The following is a 22,208-nucleotide window of genomic DNA, read 5'->3' on the forward strand; positions in this document are numbered from 1 at the left end:
CACGAAACATATAGAAGAAGTCCACGCATTACCTAGAGTGCTTATGATGCACCATCACTCCATATATCACCTGTCAAACTCTATCCTTGCAAAGAGTCACTACGCCCCACGGCGTAGTAGAGCAGCCCCGCGGCCTTGACCGCCTCGGGATCGAAGAGGTTACGACCATCGACGACCACCGGCAGCGAGAGCTTCGACTTCAGCCAGGCGAAGTCCACGCTACGAAAGCTCTTCCATTCGGTGCAGATCACCAAGGCATCCGCGCCGTCGACCGCCTCGGTGCGATCTCCCACCAGCTCGAGACCGTCATGTTCCCCGTACAGACGACGGCACTCGCCCATGGCCTCTGGATCATAGGCCTTCACCCGGGCCCCGGCCGCCCATAAGGCTTCCATGAGCGTACGGCTCGGAGCGTCACGCATGTCATCGGTATTGGGCTTGAAGGCCAGCCCCCACAGGGCGATGGTCTTGCCATTCAGATCACCATCGAAGGCCCGCGACAGCTTGGTGAACAGGGTCTGCTTCTGGCGTTGGTTGACGGCCTCAACGGCCCCCAGCAGCTCGGCCGTATAGTCGACGTCGCTGGCGGTCCGCGCCAGGGCCTGGACATCCTTGGGGAAGCAAGAGCCGCCGTAGCCGCAACCGGGGTAGATGAAGTGATAGCCGATACGCGGGTCCGAGCCGATGCCACGACGCACCTGCTCCACGTCCGCCCCGAGCCGCTCGGCCAGGTTGGCGATCTCGTTCATGAAGCTGATCTTGGTGGCCAACATGGCATTGGCGGCATACTTGGTCAGCTCCGCCGCCCGCACATCCATGAACATCAGTTTTTCCTGAAGACGGATATACGGCCCGTAGCACTCGTGCATCAGCGCCTTCACCCTGTCGGACTCGGTACCCACGATGATCCGTGCGCCGTGCGTGAAGTCTTCGATCGCCGCGCCTTCCTTGAGGAATTCGGGATTGGAGCAGACCTCGAAGTCGAGCGAGGCACCACGCTCGGCCAGCACCCCGGCCACGGTTTCATGCACGCGATCGGCGGTGCCCACCGGCACGGTGGACTTGTCGACGATGACCTTACTATCGGCCATGTGACGGCCGATGGTCTCGGCCACCGCCAGCACATACTGCAGGTCGGCACTGCCGTCTTCATCCGGCGGCGTGCCCACGGCGATGAACTGCAGGGTGCCGAAGCCCACCGCCGCGACCGGATCGGTGGTGAAGCGCAGCCGACCCTCGGCCACGTTGGCCTGCACCATCCCCTCCAGGCCCGGCTCGTAGATGGGCACCTCGCCGGCCTCCAGGCGGGCGACCTTGTCGGCATCCACATCCATGCACAGCACGTCGTGACCCACATCGGCCAGGCAGGTGCCGGTCACCAGCCCCACATAGCCGGTACCAAAAATCGTGATTTTCATATCCAGAACTCTGTCAAAGATGAACTCAAAGTTTGGGGACGGCAGCCCTATAAGCTATCTTTTATTTTTTTAACATCTTCTCGCAGCTTCTTAACTTCATCTTTCATCTTTTCATTTTCTTCTTCACTCAGAGCATGCATCAACTTTTGAAATTCCAGATGCTCACGAATCTCTTTTAGAGATTTCACAACATTTTCATCAGCATTGTTCGTATCATGACTGCGCCGCAACAAACCCGCCACCTTCCTGACTTTATAAGGAGCTCGCGCATACAAATAACTCCTAATCTTCTTAGCAGTCTCAACCACACCATACCTTTTGTAGTACACTACAGCATCACCCACCAAACCAAGATGCCTGTTATTAACAATCTTGGCTTTGCTGCCTTCACCCTGACTCAAAGAGCCATCTCCCAATGCTCGATCGGCAAGCTTACGCCCCTTATCCCCCATATTTCCAGGAACAAGGGTTGACCCCAGAAATTCTCGATCATAATTATCAAGAGCATGAGAAAGAGATGCTAAAACCTCTCCTTTAAACTCATCCCTTATAGCGTCATAAATCCAGCAAGTATTATTCACCACCCATAAAATTAGCTCTACCTTGTAGAGCTCTAGCAAAGAGCCATCTTTCAACCAATCATGAATTGTTTGATGATGTTCATACATGGCCAGGAGCCTTCTATCCCCGGATGACATGGTTTGCCCAACACGATTCATCCGATGATAGCAAAGATATTCCGGGACTAATGAAAAGCCATCTGCCTTTGCGACACAAAACCAATGGAATGGATTGTCTTCGTAAAAGTAGTCTCCTTCGGGGAAACGAATCGCATTTTTTTCAATAAATGCCCGGTTATAAAGCTTACGCCATGGAACTGGATTGAATTTTAAAAGAGACTTCTTAGCGGCCTCTCCCGAAATAAATTCATCTTCAGGAAGGCCGCTCAACCAATGCCGCTTATCACTTGCATCGTAATAAGACGACGTAAGTTCGTCGTAATTTTTGAAATTACCAACAACCAGATCAACGCCATGCTTTTCCGCGGAAGTAACAAGCTTCTCGAACATGAAAGGTTCGCACCAGTCATCACCATCGACGAACCCGATATACTCTCCTGTAGCTGTAGCCATACCAATATTAGCTGCTACAGCAACACCACCAGGTGTATTCTCAGGAAGCAGAACAGGTACTATTCGAGCGTCCTGACTAGACACCTTATTGATAATCTCTCTCGTGCCATCACTGGAGCCGTCATCAACAACGATGATCTCCAAGTCTCTATAAGTCTGGCCGATAACGCTTCTAAGGCATTGCTCGACATACTCTTCAATGTTATACGTAGTAACAATTACAGAAATCATAAATCACTCACCTCAAGCGAAGCCGATAGCGAAGAGCTTCCACAGAAACACGCGGCATTTTCTCAGATAACGCAACGAAATCTAACTTCTTCATCCTGTGAAAACTATCACAAAAGGCATTATAAAATTCCTCCTTGTGCCCATCATCAATTTTAGCGCTGCCCCACCTGAAGAGCCTTATCTTAAAAGAAATAAAGTAGTGATAAAACAATGGCTTGAGCTCATCATTTTGATCAAAATAGTCTTCGAGCTCAGAAAAGACATTCAGCATTGCGAGCCGCCTTGAGTCCGAAATATTAGTGATCTGCCCCTCATTAAACGAAACCCTATGCCCGCAAAAAGATTCACTTGTCACTGACAGCCGACTACAATTCATAAGAATTTGCCAGTGAGCAAAAACATCATTATGAACAGGAGTTGAGGAAAAGTGCAGCCCGATATCCTTTGCATATTCTGTAGAAACAAGCTTGTTCCATGGGTAATTCACCAAATCTAACAAAAAACCAGACTTCTTTATTGAAAACGGCGACAGCTTGTTTTCATGCTGCACTCGCTCAAAAACCTTTTCATCATGATGATTCATACCTAGCTTTCGGTCATTTTCTGCGTACACCCGATCATAGCCCATAACAACCACTTGGGATGAATCTTGATCCGCAAGCTGAACAACCTTATCTAACATGCCAGGAAAAACAAAGTCATCCGCATCGAAAAACAGAGTATAATCTTCCACCACTCTCTTAAACCCAGAGTTTCTACTGCCTCCTGCACCTTCAGGATGTTTATTGGCGATTATTTCATAGGGTAACTGCTTATCCTGGAAATATTTTTCTATTACCTCTCCTGTACCATCGGTAGAAGCATCGTCCACTATATAAAACTTTACCGAAACATTATTGTGCTCCGAAATGGACTCGACAGCACCAACCAACCTTTCACGCTCATTGTGGACCGGAATAACTATAGCAACTCTTGCTGACATAACTACCTCTTGACAAGAAATCACAAAAATACACTTCGCTCGCAAACTCTTTTAATTTGTTGCTCAGAGTGCGATACAAGAAGGACTGTTTGATCCGAATGCAGCTTCTTCATCATCTCAGTCTCGGCCTTCTTTTTAAACTCTTTGTCACCGACACTCAGCACTTCATCCAGTAACAGCACGTCAGGCGTCATATACATTGCCACGGAAAAGCCAAGACGGGCTTTCATACCTGAAGAGTAGGTCTTGACCGGCTCATACATGAAGTCGCCGAGTTCGGAGAACTCGGCAATATCGTCCAGTCGTGCTTCGACTTGCTTACGGGTATACCCCATCAGCATGCCGCTGAGAATGGCGTTGTCGGTGCCAGGCAGTTCGGCATCGAAGCCTGCCTGCAGCGCTAGCAATGATACTGTCACGCCATGATTGATGACTCCCCCACTATCCGGCTGGATGATGCCCGCTACTACGCGTAGCAGGGTCGACTTGCCGGCGCCATTGCGACCGAGAATGCCCAGAGTCTCACCGCGATGGATGTCGAAGCTGATGCTCTCAAGCGCCTGGAAATATTCAGGCTTGCGGAAGAGCCCGCCGCGACGTTTGTAACGCACGCCCACATCTTGCAGGGAAATAATGACGTCGCTGTGTTTTCCATTTTTGGGCATCATTCGATCACCACCCTGGGAAAAATGGGCTCAAGGCGCCGATACAGAAACACCACCAGCCCCAGGCCAAGGCCACTGCCAAGAGCCACCCAGCCTAGTCCACTCCAGTCCGGCCACTGGTTCTCGACAAACACTTGCCGGTACTGGTAAAGAATATTGGCCATGGGGTTGGTGAAGAACAGCGAACGCCAGTCCTCAGGAATGCGGTCGATGGTATAGAAGATACCGCTGGTGAATAGCAGGAACTGAATACCGGTAGGAATCAGGTTAGTCAGGTCTCGTGCGAAGGGCACCATCATGGCCAGGGTACAACTCACCACTATCATCAACAGGAGTTGCACCAGCACGATGGGAATAAAGGCCAACCAGTGGATCGTCGGTGGCAGCCCATAGAGGATCAAGAAGGCCCCCAGCATGGCGAATACCAGCAGCTGCTTGCCGGTATTCTGCACGATGCCCACCAACGGGAAGAACAAGGGCGAGATGCGCACCTTGTGCATCAACCCCTTGCCCCCGACGATAGAGTTCGAGGTCTGCTGCACCGTCTTGGCGAACCACTGGAAAGGCACCAGCCCGGTCAGCAGGTAGGCGATGAAGCCCGGCCCGCCGCGTTCCATCAATAGGCCGAAGACGATATAGAACACCGTCATGTAGAGCACGGGATCGAGGATCCACCATAGATACCGCAAGTGGTTCTGACTGGCCTCACTCTTGAGATTCAAGCGGGCCTTGGTCCAGACGAGATCCACGAAGGTACGCCAGTCCCGGCGCTGGGGCGGATTGATGGTATGCGGCGTTTCTTCCCCGCCCTGCTCATCGTCCTGTACGCTTTCTAGCCAGGCATTGCCATACTCCTGGGCCAGCCTGAGCTGACGTGCCAGGCTCTCGTCTCCTATGGCCTGGGCGGCATCCGCCGCCCGGGTAAAGCCCTCGGCATGTTTGGGGAATCGTTCGCGCACTTCTCGCCAGCGATCCAGGGCCAGCGGCCACTCCTCGGTTTGCATGGCCAGTTCAGCATGCTGGAGACTGGGCTCGGGCGCCTCCGGAAAACGCTCACGCGCATCTTGGTTGAAGGCCAACGCCGCCGTTGCATCACCGGAGCTCGCCGCCACTCGGGCAGAGCCCAGCATCACCGCCATCTCTTCCGGGAAGCGTTCGCGCGCCTCGGCCGCCAGGGCTTCAGCCTCGCTCATCCGCCCTTGTTCGCAACGCAGCGTTGCTAGTTCTAATAGAGGGCCTGGGACCCCTACAAAACGTTCACATGCACTGCTAAGCAGAGCCTCGGCCTCTTCCAATTGTCCTAGGTGGCGATGCGAAATAGCAGCTTTAACCCAGACAGCGGGCTTCTCGGGATAAACTTGGCGTAGGATGGCCCAACGTTGAACCGCATTTTGCCAGTTGCCATTGTTCATGGCTTGGCGAGGCCACCACAACTCTTTATCTAGTGGTGGTAGCCCAGTCTTGACCACATCATCATTTAGTTGCTCAGTCATCACAGGCAGACTTTCACCAGCTGAGTCACCAACTCCTGCTGGTTGTGGCTCATGGTGTCGAGCACCACTTCCGCCTTAGGCGGCACTTCATAGGGGCTGTTGATGCCGGTGAAATCCTGAATCGTGCCCTCACGCGCTTTCTGATACAGCCCCTTGGGATCACGCTGTTCGCAGATATCCAGCGGCGTGTCCACGTGCACTTCGACGAAGCTGCCGTCGTCGAACAGCTCACGGGCAGCATCTCGGTCGCTACGGAACGGCGAGATGAAGGCGGTGATCACGATCACCCCTGCCTCGGCGAACAGCCGAGCTACTTCGCCCACCCGCCGGATGTTCTCAGTGCGGTCTGCTTCCCCCATGCCAAGATCCTTGCACAGGCCATGGCGAATGTTGTCGCCGTCCAGCAGCATGGTGTGGTAGCCGCGGCGGTTCAGTTCCACTTCCAGGGCGTTGGCCAGGGTCGACTTGCCGGAGCCGGAGTAGCCGGTGAACCACACGCACTTGCCGGCGTGGCCGTTGAGCTGCTCACGCATGGCCTGGGTCACGCTGGTGCGGTTCCACACCACGTTCGCTTTGCTGTCGTTGTCTCGGAACTCGTAGGGCAGCTCGCTCTCCAGCGGCTGGTGGATCATACCAGCACCCACGGTGATATTGGTCAGCCGGTCGATGATGATGAAGCTGCCGGTGCCGGGGCTGCTACGGTAGTCGTCGACCGGTACCGGGGCGGTCAGCTCCAGCGTGCAACGGGCGATGGTGTTGAGATCGAGGTGATCGGCGTGGCGATGTTCGAGGGTATTGACGTCGACCTGGTAGTCAATGGCGCTGACCTTGCCGGCCGCATCACGGGTCGCCAGCTTGATGTCATACAACTTACCCGATTCCAGCGCGGTTTCGTGCATCCACACGATATCGGCTTCGAAGCTGGATGCCAGCGGAACCTGATCGCTTTCGGCCACCAGCCAATCGCCGCGCGAGATATCGATCTCATCTTCCAGGGTCACGGTGATGGCGTCGCCGGGGTAAGCGGATTTCAGGTCACCATCCCAGGTCACCAAGCGCTCGATGGTCGACACCTTGCCCGACGGCAGCGCCCTCACCTTTTGGCCCGGGCTCATCACGCCGGCGGCCAGGGTACCGCAGTAGCCACGGAAGTCGAGATTCGGGCGGTTGACGTACTGCACCGGCAGGCGCAGGTCACGCAGGTTCTGGTCGTGGGTGATCTCGACGGTCTCGAGTAGCTCGAGCAGTGCCGGCCCCTCATACCAGTTCATCGACTCGCTCGGATTGACGACGTTGTCGCCCTTGAGCGCCGAGAGCGGCACGAAGCGGATATCCGGGGCGTTGAGTTTGCCGGCGATCTCCTGGTACTCGGCGACGATTTCCTCATAGCGCTCTTGCGAATAGTCAACGAGGTCCATCTTGTTGATCGCCACCACCAGATGCTGGATGCCCAGCAGGTCGGCGATGAAGCTGTGGCGCCGAGTCTGCGTCTGTACACCGTGACGGGCGTCGACCAGGATCACCGCCAAGCTGGCGGTGGAGGCACCGGTCGCCATGTTACGAGTGTACTGCTCGTGCCCGGGGGTATCGGCGATGATGAACTTACGCCGATCGGTGGAGAAGAAGCGATAGGCTACGTCGATGGTGATGCCCTGCTCGCGCTCTGACTGCAGGCCATCCACCAACAGGGCGAGATCGACTTCATCGCCGGTGGTGCCGCTCGTCTTGGACGCCTGGGTAATCGCCGCTAGCTGATCCTCGTAGATCATCTTGGAATCGTGCAGCAACCGCCCGATCAGCGTCGACTTGCCGTCATCGACGCTGCCACAGGTGATGAAGCGCAGCAGATCCTTGTTCTCGTGCTCCTGGAGGTACTGCTCGATATCGTCGGCAATGAGGTCTGATTGATGTGACATGAGTGCGCTCCCTTAGAAATACCCTTCGCGTTTCTTCTTCTCCATCGACCCGGCCTGATCATGGTCGATGGCGCGTCCGCTGCGCTCGGAGGTTTTCGTCAGCAGCATCTCCTGAATGATCTCGGGCAGCGTGGTGGCCCGGGATTCCACCGCGCCGGTCAGCGGATAGCAGCCGAGTGTACGGAAACGCACCCACTTCTCTTCCGGCACCTCGCCCTCCTCGAGCGGCAAACGGTCGTCGTCGACCATGATATCCATACCATCGCGGTTCACGACCGGGCGCGGGGCGGAGTAATAGAGAGGAACGATGTCGATCGACTCGAGGTAGATGTATTGCCAGATATCCAGCTCGGTCCAGTTGGAGAGCGGAAATACGCGAATCGACTCACCCTGGTTCACCTTGGCATTGTAGGTGTTCCACAGCTCGGGGCGCTGGCTCTTGGGGTCCCAGCGGTGGTGCTTGTCGCGGAAGGAGAACACGCGCTCCTTGGCACGACTGGCTTCCTCGTCGCGGCGGGCACCGCCGAAGGCCGCATCGAAGCGATGCTTGTCGAGCGCCTGCTTCAGCGACTGCGTCTTCATGATATCGGTGTACTTGGAACTGCCGTGGTCGAACGGGTTGATACCAGCGGCGCGGCCTTCCTCGTTGATATGCTCGATCAGTTCCATACCGGCCTTCTCGGCCATGCGGTCGCGGAACTCGATCATCTCCCGAAACTTCCAGGTGGTATTGACGTGCATCAACGGGAACGGCGGCGTACCCGGATAGAAGGCCTTGCGGGCCAGATGCAGCATGACCGAGGAGTCCTTGCCGATGGAGTACAGCATCACCGGGTTGCGGAACTCCGCGGCCACCTCGCGAATGATGTGGATCGACTCGGCTTCAAGCTGCTTGAGGTGGGTCTGGCGTTCGGGGGTAATGTCCATAACGTAATGACCAGTAAGTTCAAATCATGGCGCCACCGGGCGGTAGCGCCCCGCGGCGGCTAAACGGCGTTACGCCAGGCTTGCCTTCAGCGCCTGCTCCCAGCGTGCATCACGCTGACCACAAACGATAAAGAACGGGTTCAATACGCTGTCTTGCTGGTTACAGCACAGCGGCGCAAGCGTCTGGGCGTCGAGCACCTCACCGCCAGCGGCGGTCACCACGGCCTGGGCCGCGGCGGTGTCCCACTCGCTGGTGGGCGCGAGGCGTGGGTAGAGGTCGGCCGCCCCTTCGGCGACCAGGCAGAGTTTCAGCGAGCTGCCCATAGAAACACGTTCGTGAGCCGGCAGCCCGGCACAGAAGGCCTCGAACTCGGCCGAGCCATGAGATCGGCTGCCGACCACTTTCCAGCTATCTTGCTCGGGGTTCGGCAACGCACGTGTGGTAATCGCATGATAGGCGCCATCCGCCTGCTGCTTCCAGGCGCCCTGCTCATGCTGACCGATCCAGGTGGTTCCGCCCGCTTCGCCCACTGCGGGCGCATGCACGATGCCGAACACCGGCACCCCGTTTTCAACCAGCGCGACGTTCAGGGTGAATTCACCGTTCTTCTTGATGAACTCCTTGGTGCCGTCCAGCGGGTCGATCAGCCAGTAGCGGCTCCAGGCCTGACGTGTTTCGTAAGGGATCTCACCCGATTCCTCGGAGAGGATAGGTATGTCCGGTGTTGACGCTTGCAACAGCGCGACCAAGGCATGATGCGATGCCATGTCGGCTTCGGTCAGCGGGCTCTGGTCTTGCTTGGCCTCGACCGCAAAATCGCGCTCGTAGATCGCCATCACGTCGCGACCGGCGGCGTGCACGCCTGCGATCAGGCTGGTGCGTAGGTCGTCCGTTACATGATCCGCCAAGAGAGCTCCTTGTTCCAAGGTTATGAAGTCAACAATAGTAAGCCAATACCCGCCTTTAGGTTCGTCCGAAAACTGGCTGCGCTCGGCCATACGGTGTTAAAAATCGACTCAAAGTCCTCATTCACACCCCGTAAACTCCGCCTTTTCACAGATTTTTTTCCTTGTCTGGCCTTCGCTCGCCGACTTTTCAGACAAAGCCTAGAACGACCAGACGAGAGGTATCAGCATGACGGCCGTGACACCAACGATCAGGCTCAATGGTGCCCCAAGGCGCAGGTAATCGGTGAAACGATAGCCGCCGGGCCCCAGTACCATCAGGTTGGTCTGGTAGCCTAACGGGGTCATGAAACTGGCCGATGCCGCGAACATGATCGCCACCACAAAGGGCATGAAATCGACACCGAGCTGCCCGGCAACCGCCACCGCGATCGGAAACATCAGCACCGCGGCAGCATTATTGGTAATCAGCTCTGTGAATATCACCGTCAGTAGATAGACCAACGCCAAGGCCAACCATGGTGTCAAACCATCGGCCAGCAATAACCACTGAGCAATCTGCTCGGCGGCACCGGTCTTGTTCATCGCAGCCCCCAGAGCAAACGAAGCCGCGATCACAATCAGTACCGAAAGATCCACCGAGCGCCGGGCCTTGCTGGCCGGTACACAGCGAGTCATCAGCATGGCGCCTCCAGCCAGCAGCGCCGCTTCGAGAATGGACAACAACCCGGTGGCACTGCTGATCACCATCGCCGCCAGAATGCCCAAGGCTAGCGGCGCCTTGCGAAAGTCAGGCGGTGTCGAGTCATTCAGGCCGCTCACCAGCAGGAAATCCTTCCGGTACCGGTACTGGTCGACGAAGTCTTGCGCGGTCTCGAGCAACAACGTATCGCCAACCTGCAAGCGAATATCACCGAGCTTACCAGGCAGGCGTTTTCCGTGGCGCGAGATCGACAGGATCACCGCCTGATAGCGGGAGCGAAAGCGTGACTCTCGCACCGTCTGCCCCAGCCCAGCGAAGTCGGGGCCAATGACGGCTTCCACCAGGCAGCGGTGATGATGATCGATATTTAGCTTGTGCACATCGCCACCTGCCGGCCGAAGCCCGCGAATGCGCCGCAACTCACGAGCACACTCGGGGGCACCGATGAAGATCAGAATATCCCCGGACTGTAGCTCGGTGTCGGGAGGCACGGCGGTCAGCAATCGTTCCTGGCGTTCGATATCCGCCAGATAACCGTGGCTCAAGTGACGCAGGCCGGCATCGACGATGCTTCGCCCGACCAGTGGCCCTTTCTCGTCCACGACGACTTCGACGGCATACTCGCGCGCCGTCTCCAGTTGCTCCAATGCCCCTTGTCGGTTGGGCAACAGTCGATCGGCGAACCAATAAAGGAAAACTCCCCCCACCAGCACCAGCGGCACGCCGACCCAGGCCAACGAGAACATGGCCAGATTGACACCCTGCTCGGTCTGCAACAGGCCGTCGACGACCAGATTAGTACTGGTCCCGATCAACGTGCAGGTGCCACCGATGATGGCAGCATAGCTAAGTGGTAACAGCAACTTGGAGGGGGGTAGATTCAGTCGCCCCGCCCATTCCTGGATGGCGGGAATAAACATGGCCACCACGGCGGTGTTGTTCATGAAGGCACTCAGCCCAGCAGCCGGTAATAACACCCGCAGCTGAGCTTGTTGCAAGCGTTCAGGCTGGCCTAGCAGACGATGGGCTAGCCACTGAATCGCACCGGTCTCCTTCAGCCCTCCTGCTACTACATACAGCGTGGCGATCGTCATGACACCCGGGTTGGAAAATCCTACCAAGGCTTCCGATGGCGTAAGAATACCGGAGACCACCAATACAGCTAACGCTCCCATGAGAATCACATCAGGAGAGATCCGCGTCGCCGCCAGCGTAACGAGTGTCAGCAAGATGGTAAGCAGCGTCACGATAGCGGTGGGTTCCATGTCTCTCCCTGAATGGAATTACCAGGCACGCTACCGCCCGGGGATTGTCCCGGGCGCTTTCCCATGCCCTGCTGTTCTGTAGCATCGGTCATGCCATCGCACAACGCCTGGTGACCGGATGCGTTTTCAAGCTTTCGATTCTACGCCAATGCCGAGGGCGCCTCTATCGAGCCTTAGCAGGCACTGCCACTAAGCAAAGTTGACTTGGCCATCTTCGGCGACCCACACACGAAAAACCCTCTGACGACATCCCGCCAGAGGGTTCAGGCCGGCCAGACCAATGTAGCCAATCAGTTTGCCCGGCGGCTAATCTCAGCGACACGCCATCTTTCGCCGAAGCGATGCGCCATGCTGGATTCCTAGCAACCCATGGTGCCGGGGCATTTCCCCAACCCATTGAATATAAAGATTCTAATCATAAACCGCCGCTCACCTCAAGCCGCGGCCGACAAAGCTTACTGTCTCATCAACTGTTAGAGCGCCTCCGCCAAGGCCGCCTGAGCCTCTTCGATCAGGGCCTGAAGATGGGCCTCTCCCCGGAAGCTCTCGGCATAGATCTTGTAAAGCGGCTCGGTGCCGCTGGGGCGTGCGGCGAACCAGCCATTGGCGGTTTCCACCTTTAGGCCACCGATCGGCGCATCATTGCCCGGCGCCTTCACGAGAACCCGCTCGACCGCATCACCCGCCAGCGTGGTGACGCCGAGGCTCGCGGGGTCCAAACGCTTGAAGGCCTGCTGCTGTTCGGGGCTACAGGCGCTATCGACGCGCCGATAATACGGGGCACCGTGACGCTCGGTCAGCTCAAAGTAGGCCTCGCTTGGGCTATTGCCAGTGACCGCCATCAGCTCGGCGGCCAACAGGCACAGCAGAATACCGTCCTTGTCGGTCGACCAGGGCCGGCCGTCGAACGTCAGGAAACTCGCTCCCGCGCTTTCTTCACCGCCGAAGGCCAGCCAGCCCTCATGCAGGCCATCGACGAACCACTTGAAGCCGACCGGCACCTCGTGCAGCACACGATTACGCGCCGCTACCACGCGGTCGATGATCGATGACGAGACCAGCGTCTTGCCTACCTTGCGCTCATCTCCCCAACCAGGGCGATGAGTCAGCAGGTAGTCGATGGCCACCGCCAGGTAATGATTGGGGTTCATCAGCCCTGCGGCATCGACGATACCGTGCCGATCGGCGTCCGGGTCGTTGCCGAAGGCCAGGTCGAAGTCTTCCTTCATGGCCAGCAGGTTGGCCATGGCCGCCGGGCTGGAGCAGTCCATGCGGGTCTTACCGTCATGGTCGGCCGGCATGAAGGCGAAGCTCGCGTCGAGCTCGGTGTTGACCACCGCGAGGTTCAAGCCATGTCGCTCGACGATGGCCTGCCAGATGGGCAAAGCCGTGCCTCCCATAGGGTCGGCGGCCAGCCGCAGCCCGGACGCCGCGATGCTCGGTAGGTCCACCACCGAGGCCAACGCATCCACGTATTCACCCACCATGTCGTGGCGAACGGCTCGCCCCAGCGCCTCGTCCAGCGACACCTTGGCGACGCTATCGAGCCCTTGGGACAACAATTCATTGGCGCGGCGCTCGATCCAACCGGTCGCCTCGCCATCGGCAGGCCCGCCGTGAGGCGGATTATACTTGATGCCGCCATCCTCGGGCGGGTTATGCGAGGGAGTGACGATCAGCCCATCGGCCCGCGGCACGCCCGCTTCATCATTGTGGGCGAGAATGGCGCGACTGATCACCGGCGTGGCGGTGAGCTCGCCGTGACGCTCGATGCGCACCTCAACACCATTGGCGATCAGCACCTGCAGCGCCGTTTCCCAGGCCGGCCGCGAGAGCGCGTGGCTGTCACGCCCCAGGTACAGCGGGCCGATGGTGCCGGCTTCGGTCCGGTAGTCCACGACCGCCTGCGCCACCGCCAGGATATGCCGGCGGTTGAAGGACCCCGCCAGGGAGCGCCCGCGATGCCCGGATGTCCCGAAGCTGACCGCCTGAGCCGAATCAGCCGGGTCGGGCTGAATATCGTGAAATGCCTGAATCACATCCTGCATGCCGTTGTCTCCCTGTCCATCATGCGCCCTGTGCTGCCGATACCGGTGCCAAACGGCCAACCGGCGGCGAAAGGTTTGCCATGGTGCCATGTCGCCGACGGGATATCACGAATGGCCTGATGCCTGCGCGCCAACCGCCCGCCACGCATCAGCGCCCACGCCCTTGCGACCAAGGTCGCACCACCAAGGTCGCGTTGCCGTCTCCGGCTTTCGCCGCCATGATGGCGACCATTGAAGCGCTGCTGACAGACGGCCCAAGAAAGCCCGCGGAAGCGCCCTTTTCAGGCTTGAATTGCTGCCACTCGAGGTGGCCATTCACCCAATAACAAACCAAAGCCACACCAACAACGACAACACGCTTTTAGGTCAAGGCCCTGATAACAACGACAAGCAAGGGCCTTGCTGATTTGCTCTCCCCGACCATCGGTCATACACAGTGAATGCCCTTCGCCCGCCATCCAGCACCAGAATCGGTGTCACAGGCTCAATGCCTTTACCCTTCATCACCCCAGCCTGACCGTGGATCGCCTCGCCTGGTTGATTACATTTGAGCCCCTAAGCTCACATACGGCTCAATAGGCGCCTTCTTCTCTCTGCCACACGGCCCAAAGTTTTTCGGCTATTTAATTCCTCTAATAAAAGAAAAGCGGCCGGCAAAAACCGACCGCCCCTCCAAACCAAGCTATAGCTCTATTTAGCCGAAAACCCTACTGCCACCCAAAAATAAATTATTCCAAATTTATTCACCACCATCATTCAACAGAGTCCCATTCCCGAACTTCCCAGTTCACAGAATTACTTGTTTCAGTCCAGGAGATTACAGCATTCGTATGAAAATTACCTGAATCAGATGCATTATTATCATCCGTATCATTGCTAATCGTTCCGCTACCATCATTATCAGAGCATCCAAAATCCACTCCAACGCAGGCGTCATCTTCCCCTTCGGAAAGATTAACAGCGACTTCTTGCTTAGCCGCACTAAGCTCGGAAATCGCTGCACTGTGATTCGCTCGCTCTGTATAGTCCTGATACTGCGGAATCGCAATCGCGGCCAAGACCCCGATAATCGCTACCACGATCAACAGCTCGATCAGGGTAAAGCCGCCCTGAGTGCGCCGCGTGCCTTGCTTCATGTCCTGTGTCGTCATCTGGTTACCCCTTCCTGCTCGATTTGTACGTGTTGTCATGGTGCCGAACCGGCCGCTACTCGGCGCCCGGCACCCGCCTTCCGGTTACGCTAAGTTACAACCCCGTAGGCTGCAAATTCGCCATACGTCGCAAATATTTACTGTAGCACGAGCTAATGCTTTCGACTGAGCGCCAAAGAAGCCCCAGCCGTGGGAAACCTCCTCCCAGGCACTGGGCGGCGCCTAGGTGAAGGGACTAGAATCATGACTAAGTCCTCTTCACGTCGTCGTCACCGCCATGCCCTCTTCGGGCCAGGCGGGGCGGCCATTCCGGAGCCTCATGAACGACTATCGCCCCCCTGACGCCCAGCGCCCCTCCGCCAACCCGCCATCACCTGGCCGCCACCACGGCATGCGCGGGCTGGCCCGTCGGCTGGTGACGGACGGCCTGCTGGTCGAGGCGGCGGTGCAACGCGCCGAGCAGGAGGCGCGCGAGTCCGACTCCTCCTTGCTCAGGCACGTGATTACCACCGGGCTGGCGCCGGCCCGCCAAGCCACGCTGAGCGCGGCCTGGGAGTACGGCCTGCCGATCGTCGACCTGGACGCCCTGCGCCTGGAAAACCTGCCTGACGCCGCCGACTACCCCGGCAAGTTGCTGAACGTTCTTGGCGTGCTGCCGTTATATCGCCGCGGACACCGGCTGACGGTCGCCGTGCCCTACCCCAGCACCCTGGCCCAGCTCGATGAACTGCAGTTCGCCACCGGGCTGACGCTGGAGGGCGTGCTCGCGCCGGTCGATCAGCTAGGCCCGGTGCTCGAGGCGTACCTGTCTCGAAGTGAATCCGCGATGCTCGATGAGCTGGCCGACGTCGATGATGCCGTAGGCGAACTGCAGTTCGACGAGAACGTGGTCGACGCCAGCGACGAGCAGCAGGCGATCGCCAACGCCGGCAGCGATGCGCCGATCGTCAAGTTCGTCAACAAGATCCTGCTCGATGCCATCCGCCGCGGCGCCTCGGACATCCACTTCGAACCCTACGAGACCAGCTACCGGGTACGCTTTCGCATCGACGGCATGCTGCATGATGTGGCGCATCCACCCTTCGCCATGCGCACCCGCATCGCCGCCCGCCTGAAGGTGATGGCGCGGCTGGATATCTCCGAACGTCGCCTGCCTCAGGATGGTGCCATCAAGCTCAAGGTCTCGTCGGCCCGCTCCATCGACTTTCGTGTCAACTCGCTGCCCACCGTCTACGGCGAGAAGCTGGTGCTGCGTATCCTCGACCCCAGCTCGGCCCAGCTGGGCATCGAGCAGCTGGGCTTCACGCCTCAGCAGCGCGCCATGTATGAGGATGTGCTGGCCCATCCCCAGGGCATGATCCTGGTCACCGGCCCCACCGGCAGCGGCAAGACGGTGACGCTCTACACCGGCATCAACCGCCTCAACGAGACCGAGCGCAACATCTGCACCGCCGAAGACCCGGTCGAGATCCGCGTCGCGGGGGTCAACCAGGTCAATGTGCTGCCGCGCATCGGGCTCGACTTCGCCAGCGCCCTGCGGGCCTTCCTCCGTCAGGACCCTGACGTGGTGATGGTCGGCGAGATCCGCGACCTGGAAACCGCCGAGATCGCCGTCAAGGCCTCCCAGACCGGCCACCTGGTGCTCTCCACCGTGCATACCAACTCCGCGTCGGAGACTCTCACCCGGCTGGCCAACATGGGGGTGCCGGCATTCAATATCGCCAGCTCCGTCAGCCTGATCATCGCGCAACGCCTGGCTCGGCGGCTGTGCCCGCATTGCAAGCAACCCGCCGACATCCCACGCGAGGCACTGCTCGGCCAGGGCTTTAGCGAACAAGACGTCGATGACGCCACCCTCTTCGAACCGGTGGGCTGCCAGCACTGCACACAGGGCTTCAAGGGACGCGTCGGCATCTACGAGGTGGTGCCGATCAGCGCGGCCATGAGCCAACTGATCATGACCCACGGCAATGCCATGGACTTCGATGCCCAGGCGCGCCAGGAAGGCCACCCGAACCTGCGCCGCAGCGGGCTTTTCAAGGTCATGCAGGGATTGACCAGCCTGGCCGAGGTCAACCGGGTGACCAAGGACTGAGCGGCAAACGGCAAGCGGCAAACGGCAAACGGCAAGCGGCAAGCGGCAAGCGGCAAGCGGCAAGCGGCAAGCCAGCTGCGTGAAGCCGCCCGAAGCAACCGCAACCCCGGAGCTACCGGCCTGCGGATTTTGCCTGTCGCTCGGCGCCTGTCGCTGACACCACCGAACACTATGCGGGGAATACATCATGGCAACGGCCACCATGCGCAAGTCGCAGAAGCTCCGGCTCTACCGCTGGCATTGGTCCGGCAAGGGCCCCCAGGGCCGCAAGATCAGCGGCGAGATCATCGCCAAGACCCGCGTCGAGGTGGAGAGGGAACTCAACGGCCAGAACATCATCGTCAAGCAGATCCGCCGCAAGAGTGGCTTGCGCGGTGGCATGGGCAAGGTAAAAGCCCGCGACATCATGCTGTTCGCCCGCCAGATGGCGACCATGATCCGCGCCGGGGTGCCGGTGCTACAGGCCTTTCAGGTGGTGGCCGAAAGCATGCGCAAACCGGCCATGCGGGGCCTGGTGCAAGAACTGATGAACGAGGTCGCCGCCGGCGCCAGCTTCTCGGAGGCGCTGAAGCGCCACCCGCGCCACTTCGACCGGCTGTTCTGCAACCTGGTAGAGGCCGGCGAACAGTCGGGCTCGCTAGACCGCATGCTCGAGCGCGTGGCTACCTACAAGGAGAAGGTCGAGGCGCTCAAGGCCCGGGTGAAGAAGGCGCTGTGGTACCCCGCCGCCGTCATCGCGGTGGGCTTCGGCGTGACGGCGATGCTGCTGATCAAGGTGGTTCCGCAGTTCGAGAGCCTGTTCCAGGGCTTCGGCGCCGAGCTGCCGACGATGACCCGCATGACCATCCAGCTCTCGGAGCTCGCCCAGCAATATTGGCTGGGGGCCTTCAGCCTGATGGTCACCGCGATACTGCTGACCCGCGCCGGCATCAAGCGCTCCGAGCCTTTCGCTTACCGCATGCACGCCCTGGCGCTGCGCCTTCCGGTGCTCGGTAACATCCTCGACAAGTCCTGCGTGGCGCGCTATTCGCGCACCTTGGCCACCACCTTCGGCGCCGGGGTGCCGCTGGTGGAGGCGCTGGAAACCGCCGCCGGCGCCGCCGGCAACCAGGTCTACGAGCGGGCGGTGGAGCAGGTCCGTCATGACGTGGCCAGCGGCCAGCAGCTGCACTTCGCCATGCGTCTCACCGAGCGGTTCCCGGCGCTGGCCGTGCAGATGGTCGGCATCGGCGAGGAGGCCGGCGCCCTGGACGCGATGCTCAACCGGGTAGCGGACTACTACGAAGAGGAAGTCGACAATAAGGTCGATGCCCTCACCTCGCTGCTCGAACCCTTCATCATCGTGGTGCTGGGGCTGCTGGTCGGCGGCCTAGTGATTTCCATGTACTTGCCGATCTTCGAACTCGGCAGCGTGGTCTAGGGCAAGCGGCAGCGTGAAACCGCTCGACGCAAAAGATAACCCCGAGGCTTTCGGCCCCGGGGTTTTCGTTTAGCTCGGCGCTCAGCGCTGGTCCGGCATCGGCGCCTGCATGGCGGCCACCACCACCGGGCGCAGCTTCTGCACCAGCTCCGACACCGAGACCCGCTCGTCGTAGTCGTGCTCGGCGATATCGCGCAGCGCATCCAGCCCCGAGAGCGTGAAGATCACCGAGCCGAGGATGAAGTGCAGCCGCCAGAAGCGTTCGGCATCGGGCAGCTCCGGCGTGGCTCGGCGCACCAGTTCGGTGAAGTGCGAGAAATCCTCCCCATACTGCGACTGGATATAGCCCCTTAGATGCCCTTGCGCCTGGGTGTAGGCGAGCCCCAGCAGGCGCATGAACACCTTCAGGCTGTCGCGCTCTGCCGGCACCTCGAGCACCGTGCGGGCCATGGTCTCGAGCAGCTCCTCCAGCGGAATCTCGCTGCCGTCACGGGCATGGCGCGCCTCGAGCTCGTCCAGCGCACGATGGAAGCGCTCGGTGAAGGGATCGAGATAGCGGGCGAACACCGCCTGGATCAACGACTTCTTGGAGCCGAAGTGGTAGTTGACCGCCGCCAGGTTCACCTTCGCCTTGCCGGTGATGGTGCGTAGTGACGTCTCGGCGAAGCCGCGCTCGGCGAACAGCACCTCGGCGGTGTCGAGAATGCGGGTGACGGTATCGGGCTGGGCCATCGAAGCGTTCCGGTGTCGGGTGTTGTCGGGCGTAGAAAAACGCATGTTTGAAACTGTCTAAGTGTCATGAGAGTGCAGTGAATGGGGCCTTAAGGTCAACCATCATACGTTTGAAACGTTTCGACACAGACATTCGACGCGCCTGTGCGGCGTCGCGCCTCGACATCCGCGCTAGGCTTTTACTGGATGTAATCCCATGCTGTATACTTGATCAATCATCGCATTCCATCCGCTCCGGAGGCCGCATGACTCGCCCTCTCACGTCACGCCAGCAGAACGTCTATGACGTTATCGTCAAGACCATGAACGAACTGGGCTATCCGCCGACCCGAGCGGAGATCTCCCGTTCCCTGGGCTTCAAGTCACCCAACGCCGCCGAAGAACACCTGCGCGCCCTGGAGCGCAAGGGCGTGATCCGCGTGATCCGCGGCACCTCGCGGGGCATTCGTCTTCCGGCCCAGGAAACCGAGGTCGCCGAAGGCGGCGTCGACGGCGAGGAGACAGCCCCCAGCCAGGGCCTGCCGATCATCGGTGAAGTGGCCGCCGGCAGCCCGATACTCGCCGCCGAGCATATCGACCGTTACTGCCCGTTGCCGCCGGAATACTTCACGCCGCGGGCCGACTACCTGCTGCGGGTGCGCGGCCTGTCGATGAAGGACGTGGGCATCATGGAAGGCGACCTGCTCGCCGTGCACCGCACCGAGCGCATCCGCGACGGCCAGATCGTGGTGGCCCGGCTGGAAGACGAGGTGACGGTCAAGCGCTTCCATCGCCAGGGCCACACGGTGCACCTCGAGGCGGAGAACGACGACTTCGCGCCCATCGAGGTCGACCTGCGCCACGATGCCTTCGAGATCGAGGGCATCGGCGTAGGGGTCATCCGCGGCGGCAACGGCCAGGCCCTGGATTGACGCTGGCGGCGCTCGGCCTTACTGCGTTAGAAATCGGCGCGATATGCTCATCTACCTCCTTGTAAACGCCGCTATCTCGCCGATTCTTGCCTTGTCTGGTCGTCGCTCGCCAAGCGTCAAGCATCCTACCTGCTGACATGAGCACCCAGCGCAAGATACTGCACGCCGATTGCGACTGCTTCTATGCGGCCGTCGAGATGCGCGACGACCCTCGCCTGCGCGACATCCCCATCGCCATCGGGCGTTCACGGGAGCATCGCGGCGTCATCACCACCTGCAACTACCCGGCCCGGGCCTTCGGCATCCATTCGGCGATGCCCACGGCCCATGCCCTGCGCCTCTGCCCTCACCTCACGCTGTTACCCGGCGACTTCGACAAGTATCGCGAGGTCTCCCGACAGATCCAGGCGGTCTTCTATGAGCTGACGCCACTGGTCGAGCCACTCTCGCTGGACGAGGCCTACCTGGATGTCACCGATGTGGTGGGCTTTCAGGGCAGCGCCACCTGGATGGCCCAATGGCTCAAGCGGGAATGCCTCGCCCGCACCGGCATCACCGTCTCGGTGGGCGTGGCATCGGCCAAGTTCCTGGCCAAGGTGGCGAGCGACTGGGAAAAGCCCGACGGATTGACGGTGATTCCCCCAGAGCGCGTCGCCGACTTCGTGGCGAACCTGCCGGTCGGCAAGCTGCACGGCGTAGGGCCGGCGACCCGCGCTCGCCTGGAGGCGCTGGACGTGGCCACCTGCTCGGACCTACGCCGCCTGCCCCAGGATCGGCTGCTGGAGGAGTTCGGCAAGTTCGGCCAGCGGCTGTTCGAGCTGGCCCGTGGCATCGACGAACGCCCGGTGCAGGTGGAACGGGAAAGGAAGTCGGTCAGCGTCGAGACCACCTTCGATCGCGACCTCCCCGACCTGCCGAGCGCCCAGGCGGCGCTGACGCCGCTCTGTGACAGGCTCGCCCAGCGGGTGGCCCGCCACGGCGAGCCGGCGATCGCCGGGCTGTTCGTGAAGGTACGCTTCGACGACTTCAGCCTGACCACGCTCGAGAGCCGCGGCCAGGCCATCGACCCGGAGAGCTATCACGGCCTGCTGGAGCAGGCCTGGGCGCGGGCCTCACGGCCGGTACGGCTGCTCGGCGTGGGCGTCCGCCTGCAGCCCGAGGCCGCCCGGCAACAGCTGACGCTGCCGTTGTAGATGATAGGGTGTCGATAGCATCGCCGTGCGGCAGGCAACGAACGGGCACGGCATACGACCGCACCCGCATCGAGCACGAGGCGTGAGGCTAGGCGAACACGACCGTCTTGTTGCCATGCACCAACACCCGGTCCTCGAGGTGCCAGCGCAACCCGCGAGCCAGCACGGACTTCTCGACATCGCGGCCGAAACGCACCAGATCGTTGGGCGTATGACAGTGGCTGACGCGATGGATGTCCTGCTCGATGATCGGACCGGCATCCAGCTCCTGGGTCACATAATGGCAGGTGGCACCGATCAGCTTCACCCCACGCTGATAGGCCTGATGATAGGGCTTGGCCCCGGCGAACGACGGCAGGAAGCTGTGATGGATGTTGATCACCCGCCCCGCATAGCGCTCACAGAGGCTCGGCGGCAGGATCTGCATGTAACGGGCGAGCACCACGCTGTCGGCACGCGCCTCGTCGATCAAGCGCTGCACCTCACCGAAGGCAAGCGACTTGTCCTCGGGGTCGACCGGCACGTGGTGGTAGGGAATGCCATGCCATTCGACCAGCGAGCGCAGGTCGTCATGGTTGGAGATCACCGCGGCGATGTCGCAGTCCAGCTCGTCGGCCGTCCAACGGTACAACAGGTCCACCAGGCAGTGGCTCTCGCGAGAGACCATCAGCACCACGCGCTGGCGATGTTGGGTATCGGTCAGCGACCAGTCCATCGCGAACTCGTCGGCGATCGGGGCGAAGGCATCGCCCAGACTCTCGGCGGACATGGCGATGGAATCGGCCAGGATCACGTAGCGCATGAAGAAGCGCCCGGATTCCAGGTCGGAGTGCTGGCTGGCCTCGGTGATGGAGCCGCCCTGCCCGGCGATGAAGCTGGAAACACGCGAGACGATTCCCAGGCGATCGGGGCAGGAAACCACGAGACGGTAGTAGTATGACATCGCAAGACCGTAGATTGGTGGGATCGAACAGACTCCCATTGTAGCGAAATCCTGTCCGGCGAGTCAGGCATCATCG

At 59.8% G+C, this 22,208-nt stretch carries 17 protein-coding genes; 4 read left to right on the forward strand and 13 right to left on the reverse strand.

Going from position 1 to position 22,208, the window contains the following annotated elements; translation table 11 throughout:
• Window positions 1-80: 80 nt before the first annotated feature.
• The 11 genes from ETC07_RS01855 to ETC07_RS15960 all read right to left on the reverse strand — a co-directional run bounded on the left by ETC07_RS01855 (window position 81) and on the right by ETC07_RS15960 (window position 14,823).
• A complete protein-coding gene (locus ETC07_RS01855) occupies window positions 81-1,418 on the reverse strand; it encodes a UDP-glucose dehydrogenase family protein (RefSeq protein WP_136246799.1) in 1,338 nt (445 codons plus the stop codon).
• A gap of 47 nt (window positions 1,419-1,465) precedes the next feature.
• Window positions 1,466-2,782, reverse strand: a complete 1,317-nt coding sequence (locus ETC07_RS01860; RefSeq protein ID WP_136246800.1) for a glycosyltransferase family 2 protein — start codon at window positions 2,780-2,782, stop codon at window positions 1,466-1,468.
• Between the two features lie 7 nt (window positions 2,783-2,789).
• Entirely contained in the window at window positions 2,790-3,764 is a 975-nt protein-coding gene (locus ETC07_RS01865; RefSeq protein ID WP_136246801.1) for a glycosyltransferase family 2 protein, read from the reverse strand.
• A 20-nt stretch (window positions 3,765-3,784) separates the two neighbouring features.
• Complete coding sequence (locus ETC07_RS01870) at window positions 3,785-4,432, reverse strand: ABC transporter ATP-binding protein (protein WP_136246802.1); 648 nt, start codon at window positions 4,430-4,432, stop codon at window positions 3,785-3,787.
• Window positions 4,429-5,922, reverse strand: coding sequence for a tetratricopeptide repeat protein (locus ETC07_RS01875; RefSeq protein ID WP_306462082.1), 1,494 nt, complete (start codon window positions 5,920-5,922; stop codon window positions 4,429-4,431). Before ETC07_RS01875 ends, ETC07_RS01870 begins: the two co-directional genes overlap by 4 nt.
• Complete coding sequence (cysN, locus tag ETC07_RS01880) at window positions 5,922-7,838, reverse strand: sulfate adenylyltransferase subunit CysN (RefSeq protein ID WP_136246803.1); 1,917 nt, start codon at window positions 7,836-7,838, stop codon at window positions 5,922-5,924. The genes ETC07_RS01875 and cysN overlap by 1 nt, the downstream gene beginning before the upstream one ends.
• Before the next feature lie 12 nt (window positions 7,839-7,850).
• Window positions 7,851-8,765, reverse strand: a complete 915-nt coding sequence (gene cysD, locus ETC07_RS01885; protein ID WP_136246804.1) for a sulfate adenylyltransferase subunit CysD — start codon at window positions 8,763-8,765, stop codon at window positions 7,851-7,853.
• A 69-nt stretch (window positions 8,766-8,834) separates the two neighbouring features.
• Window positions 8,835-9,764, reverse strand: a complete 930-nt coding sequence (gene cysQ / locus ETC07_RS01890) for a 3'(2'),5'-bisphosphate nucleotidase CysQ (RefSeq protein ID WP_136246805.1) — start codon at window positions 9,762-9,764, stop codon at window positions 8,835-8,837.
• Between the two features lie 108 nt (window positions 9,765-9,872).
• Complete coding sequence (locus ETC07_RS01895) at window positions 9,873-11,639, reverse strand: SLC13 family permease (protein WP_136246806.1); 1,767 nt, start codon at window positions 11,637-11,639, stop codon at window positions 9,873-9,875.
• A gap of 473 nt (window positions 11,640-12,112) precedes the next feature.
• Window positions 12,113-13,687 carry a phosphohexomutase domain-containing protein gene (locus ETC07_RS01900; protein WP_136246807.1) on the reverse strand — a complete coding sequence of 525 codons (1,575 nt, stop codon included), beginning with the start codon at window positions 13,685-13,687 and terminating at the stop codon, window positions 12,113-12,115.
• A gap of 752 nt (window positions 13,688-14,439) precedes the next feature.
• Complete coding sequence (locus ETC07_RS15960) at window positions 14,440-14,823, reverse strand: pilin (protein WP_276605469.1); 384 nt, start codon at window positions 14,821-14,823, stop codon at window positions 14,440-14,442.
• A gap of 334 nt (window positions 14,824-15,157) precedes the next feature.
• Here ETC07_RS15960 and pilB point away from each other — a divergent pair, with 334 nt between their 5' ends.
• Together pilB and ETC07_RS01920 are read left to right on the forward strand one after the other, a co-directional pair.
• Entirely contained in the window at window positions 15,158-16,933 is a 1,776-nt protein-coding gene (pilB, locus tag ETC07_RS01910) for a type IV-A pilus assembly ATPase PilB (RefSeq protein WP_136246808.1), read from the forward strand.
• Window positions 16,934-17,120: 187 nt separating this feature from the next.
• Complete coding sequence (locus tag ETC07_RS01920; protein WP_136246809.1) at window positions 17,121-18,353, forward strand: type II secretion system F family protein; 1,233 nt, start codon at window positions 17,121-17,123, stop codon at window positions 18,351-18,353.
• Between the two features lie 81 nt (window positions 18,354-18,434).
• Here ETC07_RS01920 and ETC07_RS01925 read toward each other — a convergent pair whose 3' ends face one another.
• Window positions 18,435-19,085 carry a TetR/AcrR family transcriptional regulator gene (locus ETC07_RS01925; RefSeq protein ID WP_136246810.1) on the reverse strand — a complete coding sequence of 217 codons (651 nt, stop codon included), beginning with the start codon at window positions 19,083-19,085 and terminating at the stop codon, window positions 18,435-18,437.
• Between the two features lie 245 nt (window positions 19,086-19,330).
• Between ETC07_RS01925 and lexA the strand changes: the two genes are divergently transcribed.
• The gene (gene lexA, locus ETC07_RS01930) at window positions 19,331-19,996 is read left to right on the forward strand and encodes a transcriptional repressor LexA (protein ID WP_136246811.1); all 666 of its coding nucleotides are present in this window, start codon (window positions 19,331-19,333) and stop codon (window positions 19,994-19,996) included.
• A gap of 137 nt (window positions 19,997-20,133) precedes the next feature.
• A complete protein-coding gene (gene dinB / locus ETC07_RS01935) occupies window positions 20,134-21,189 on the forward strand; it encodes a DNA polymerase IV (protein WP_136246812.1) in 1,056 nt (351 codons plus the stop codon).
• Window positions 21,190-21,277: 88 nt separating this feature from the next.
• Here dinB and purU read toward each other — a convergent pair whose 3' ends face one another.
• Window positions 21,278-22,132, reverse strand: coding sequence for a formyltetrahydrofolate deformylase (gene purU, locus ETC07_RS01940; RefSeq protein ID WP_136246813.1), 855 nt, complete (start codon window positions 22,130-22,132; stop codon window positions 21,278-21,280).
• Window positions 22,133-22,208: the final 76 nt, after the last annotated feature.

The sequence above is a fragment of the Halomonas borealis genome (genome assembly GCF_004798905.1).
Taxonomy (GTDB): Bacteria; Pseudomonadota; Gammaproteobacteria; order Pseudomonadales; family Halomonadaceae; genus Halomonas; species Halomonas borealis.

Coding starts and splice junctions, on each gene's coding strand:
- ETC07_RS01855 (WP_136246799.1), bottom strand. CDS start 1,418: ATGAAAATCACGATTTTTGGTACCGGCTATGTGGGGCTGGTGACCGGC.
- ETC07_RS01860 (WP_136246800.1), bottom strand. CDS start 2,782: ATGATTTCTGTAATTGTTACTACGTATAACATTGAAGAGTATGTCGAG.
- ETC07_RS01865 (WP_136246801.1), bottom strand. CDS start 3,764: ATGTCAGCAAGAGTTGCTATAGTTATTCCGGTCCACAATGAGCGTGAA.
- ETC07_RS01870 (WP_136246802.1), bottom strand. CDS start 4,432: ATGATGCCCAAAAATGGAAAACACAGCGACGTCATTATTTCCCTGCAA.
- ETC07_RS01875 (WP_306462082.1), bottom strand. CDS start 5,922: ATGACTGAGCAACTAAATGATGATGTGGTCAAGACTGGGCTACCACCA.
- cysN (WP_136246803.1), bottom strand. CDS start 7,838: ATGTCACATCAATCAGACCTCATTGCCGACGATATCGAGCAGTACCTC.
- cysD (WP_136246804.1), bottom strand. CDS start 8,765: ATGGACATTACCCCCGAACGCCAGACCCACCTCAAGCAGCTTGAAGCC.
- cysQ (WP_136246805.1), bottom strand. CDS start 9,764: ATGGCCGAGCGCAGCCAGTTTTCGGACGAACCTAAAGGCGGGTATTGG.
- ETC07_RS01895 (WP_136246806.1), bottom strand. CDS start 11,639: ATGGAACCCACCGCTATCGTGACGCTGCTTACCATCTTGCTGACACTC.
- ETC07_RS01900 (WP_136246807.1), bottom strand. CDS start 13,687: ATGCAGGATGTGATTCAGGCATTTCACGATATTCAGCCCGACCCGGCT.
- ETC07_RS15960 (WP_276605469.1), bottom strand. CDS start 14,823: ATGAAGCAAGGCACGCGGCGCACTCAGGGCGGCTTTACCCTGATCGAG.
- pilB (WP_136246808.1), top strand. CDS start 15,158: ATGAACGACTATCGCCCCCCTGACGCCCAGCGCCCCTCCGCCAACCCG.
- ETC07_RS01920 (WP_136246809.1), top strand. CDS start 17,121: ATGGCAACGGCCACCATGCGCAAGTCGCAGAAGCTCCGGCTCTACCGC.
- ETC07_RS01925 (WP_136246810.1), bottom strand. CDS start 19,085: ATGGCCCAGCCCGATACCGTCACCCGCATTCTCGACACCGCCGAGGTG.
- lexA (WP_136246811.1), top strand. CDS start 19,331: ATGACTCGCCCTCTCACGTCACGCCAGCAGAACGTCTATGACGTTATC.
- dinB (WP_136246812.1), top strand. CDS start 20,134: ATGAGCACCCAGCGCAAGATACTGCACGCCGATTGCGACTGCTTCTAT.
- purU (WP_136246813.1), bottom strand. CDS start 22,132: ATGTCATACTACTACCGTCTCGTGGTTTCCTGCCCCGATCGCCTGGGA.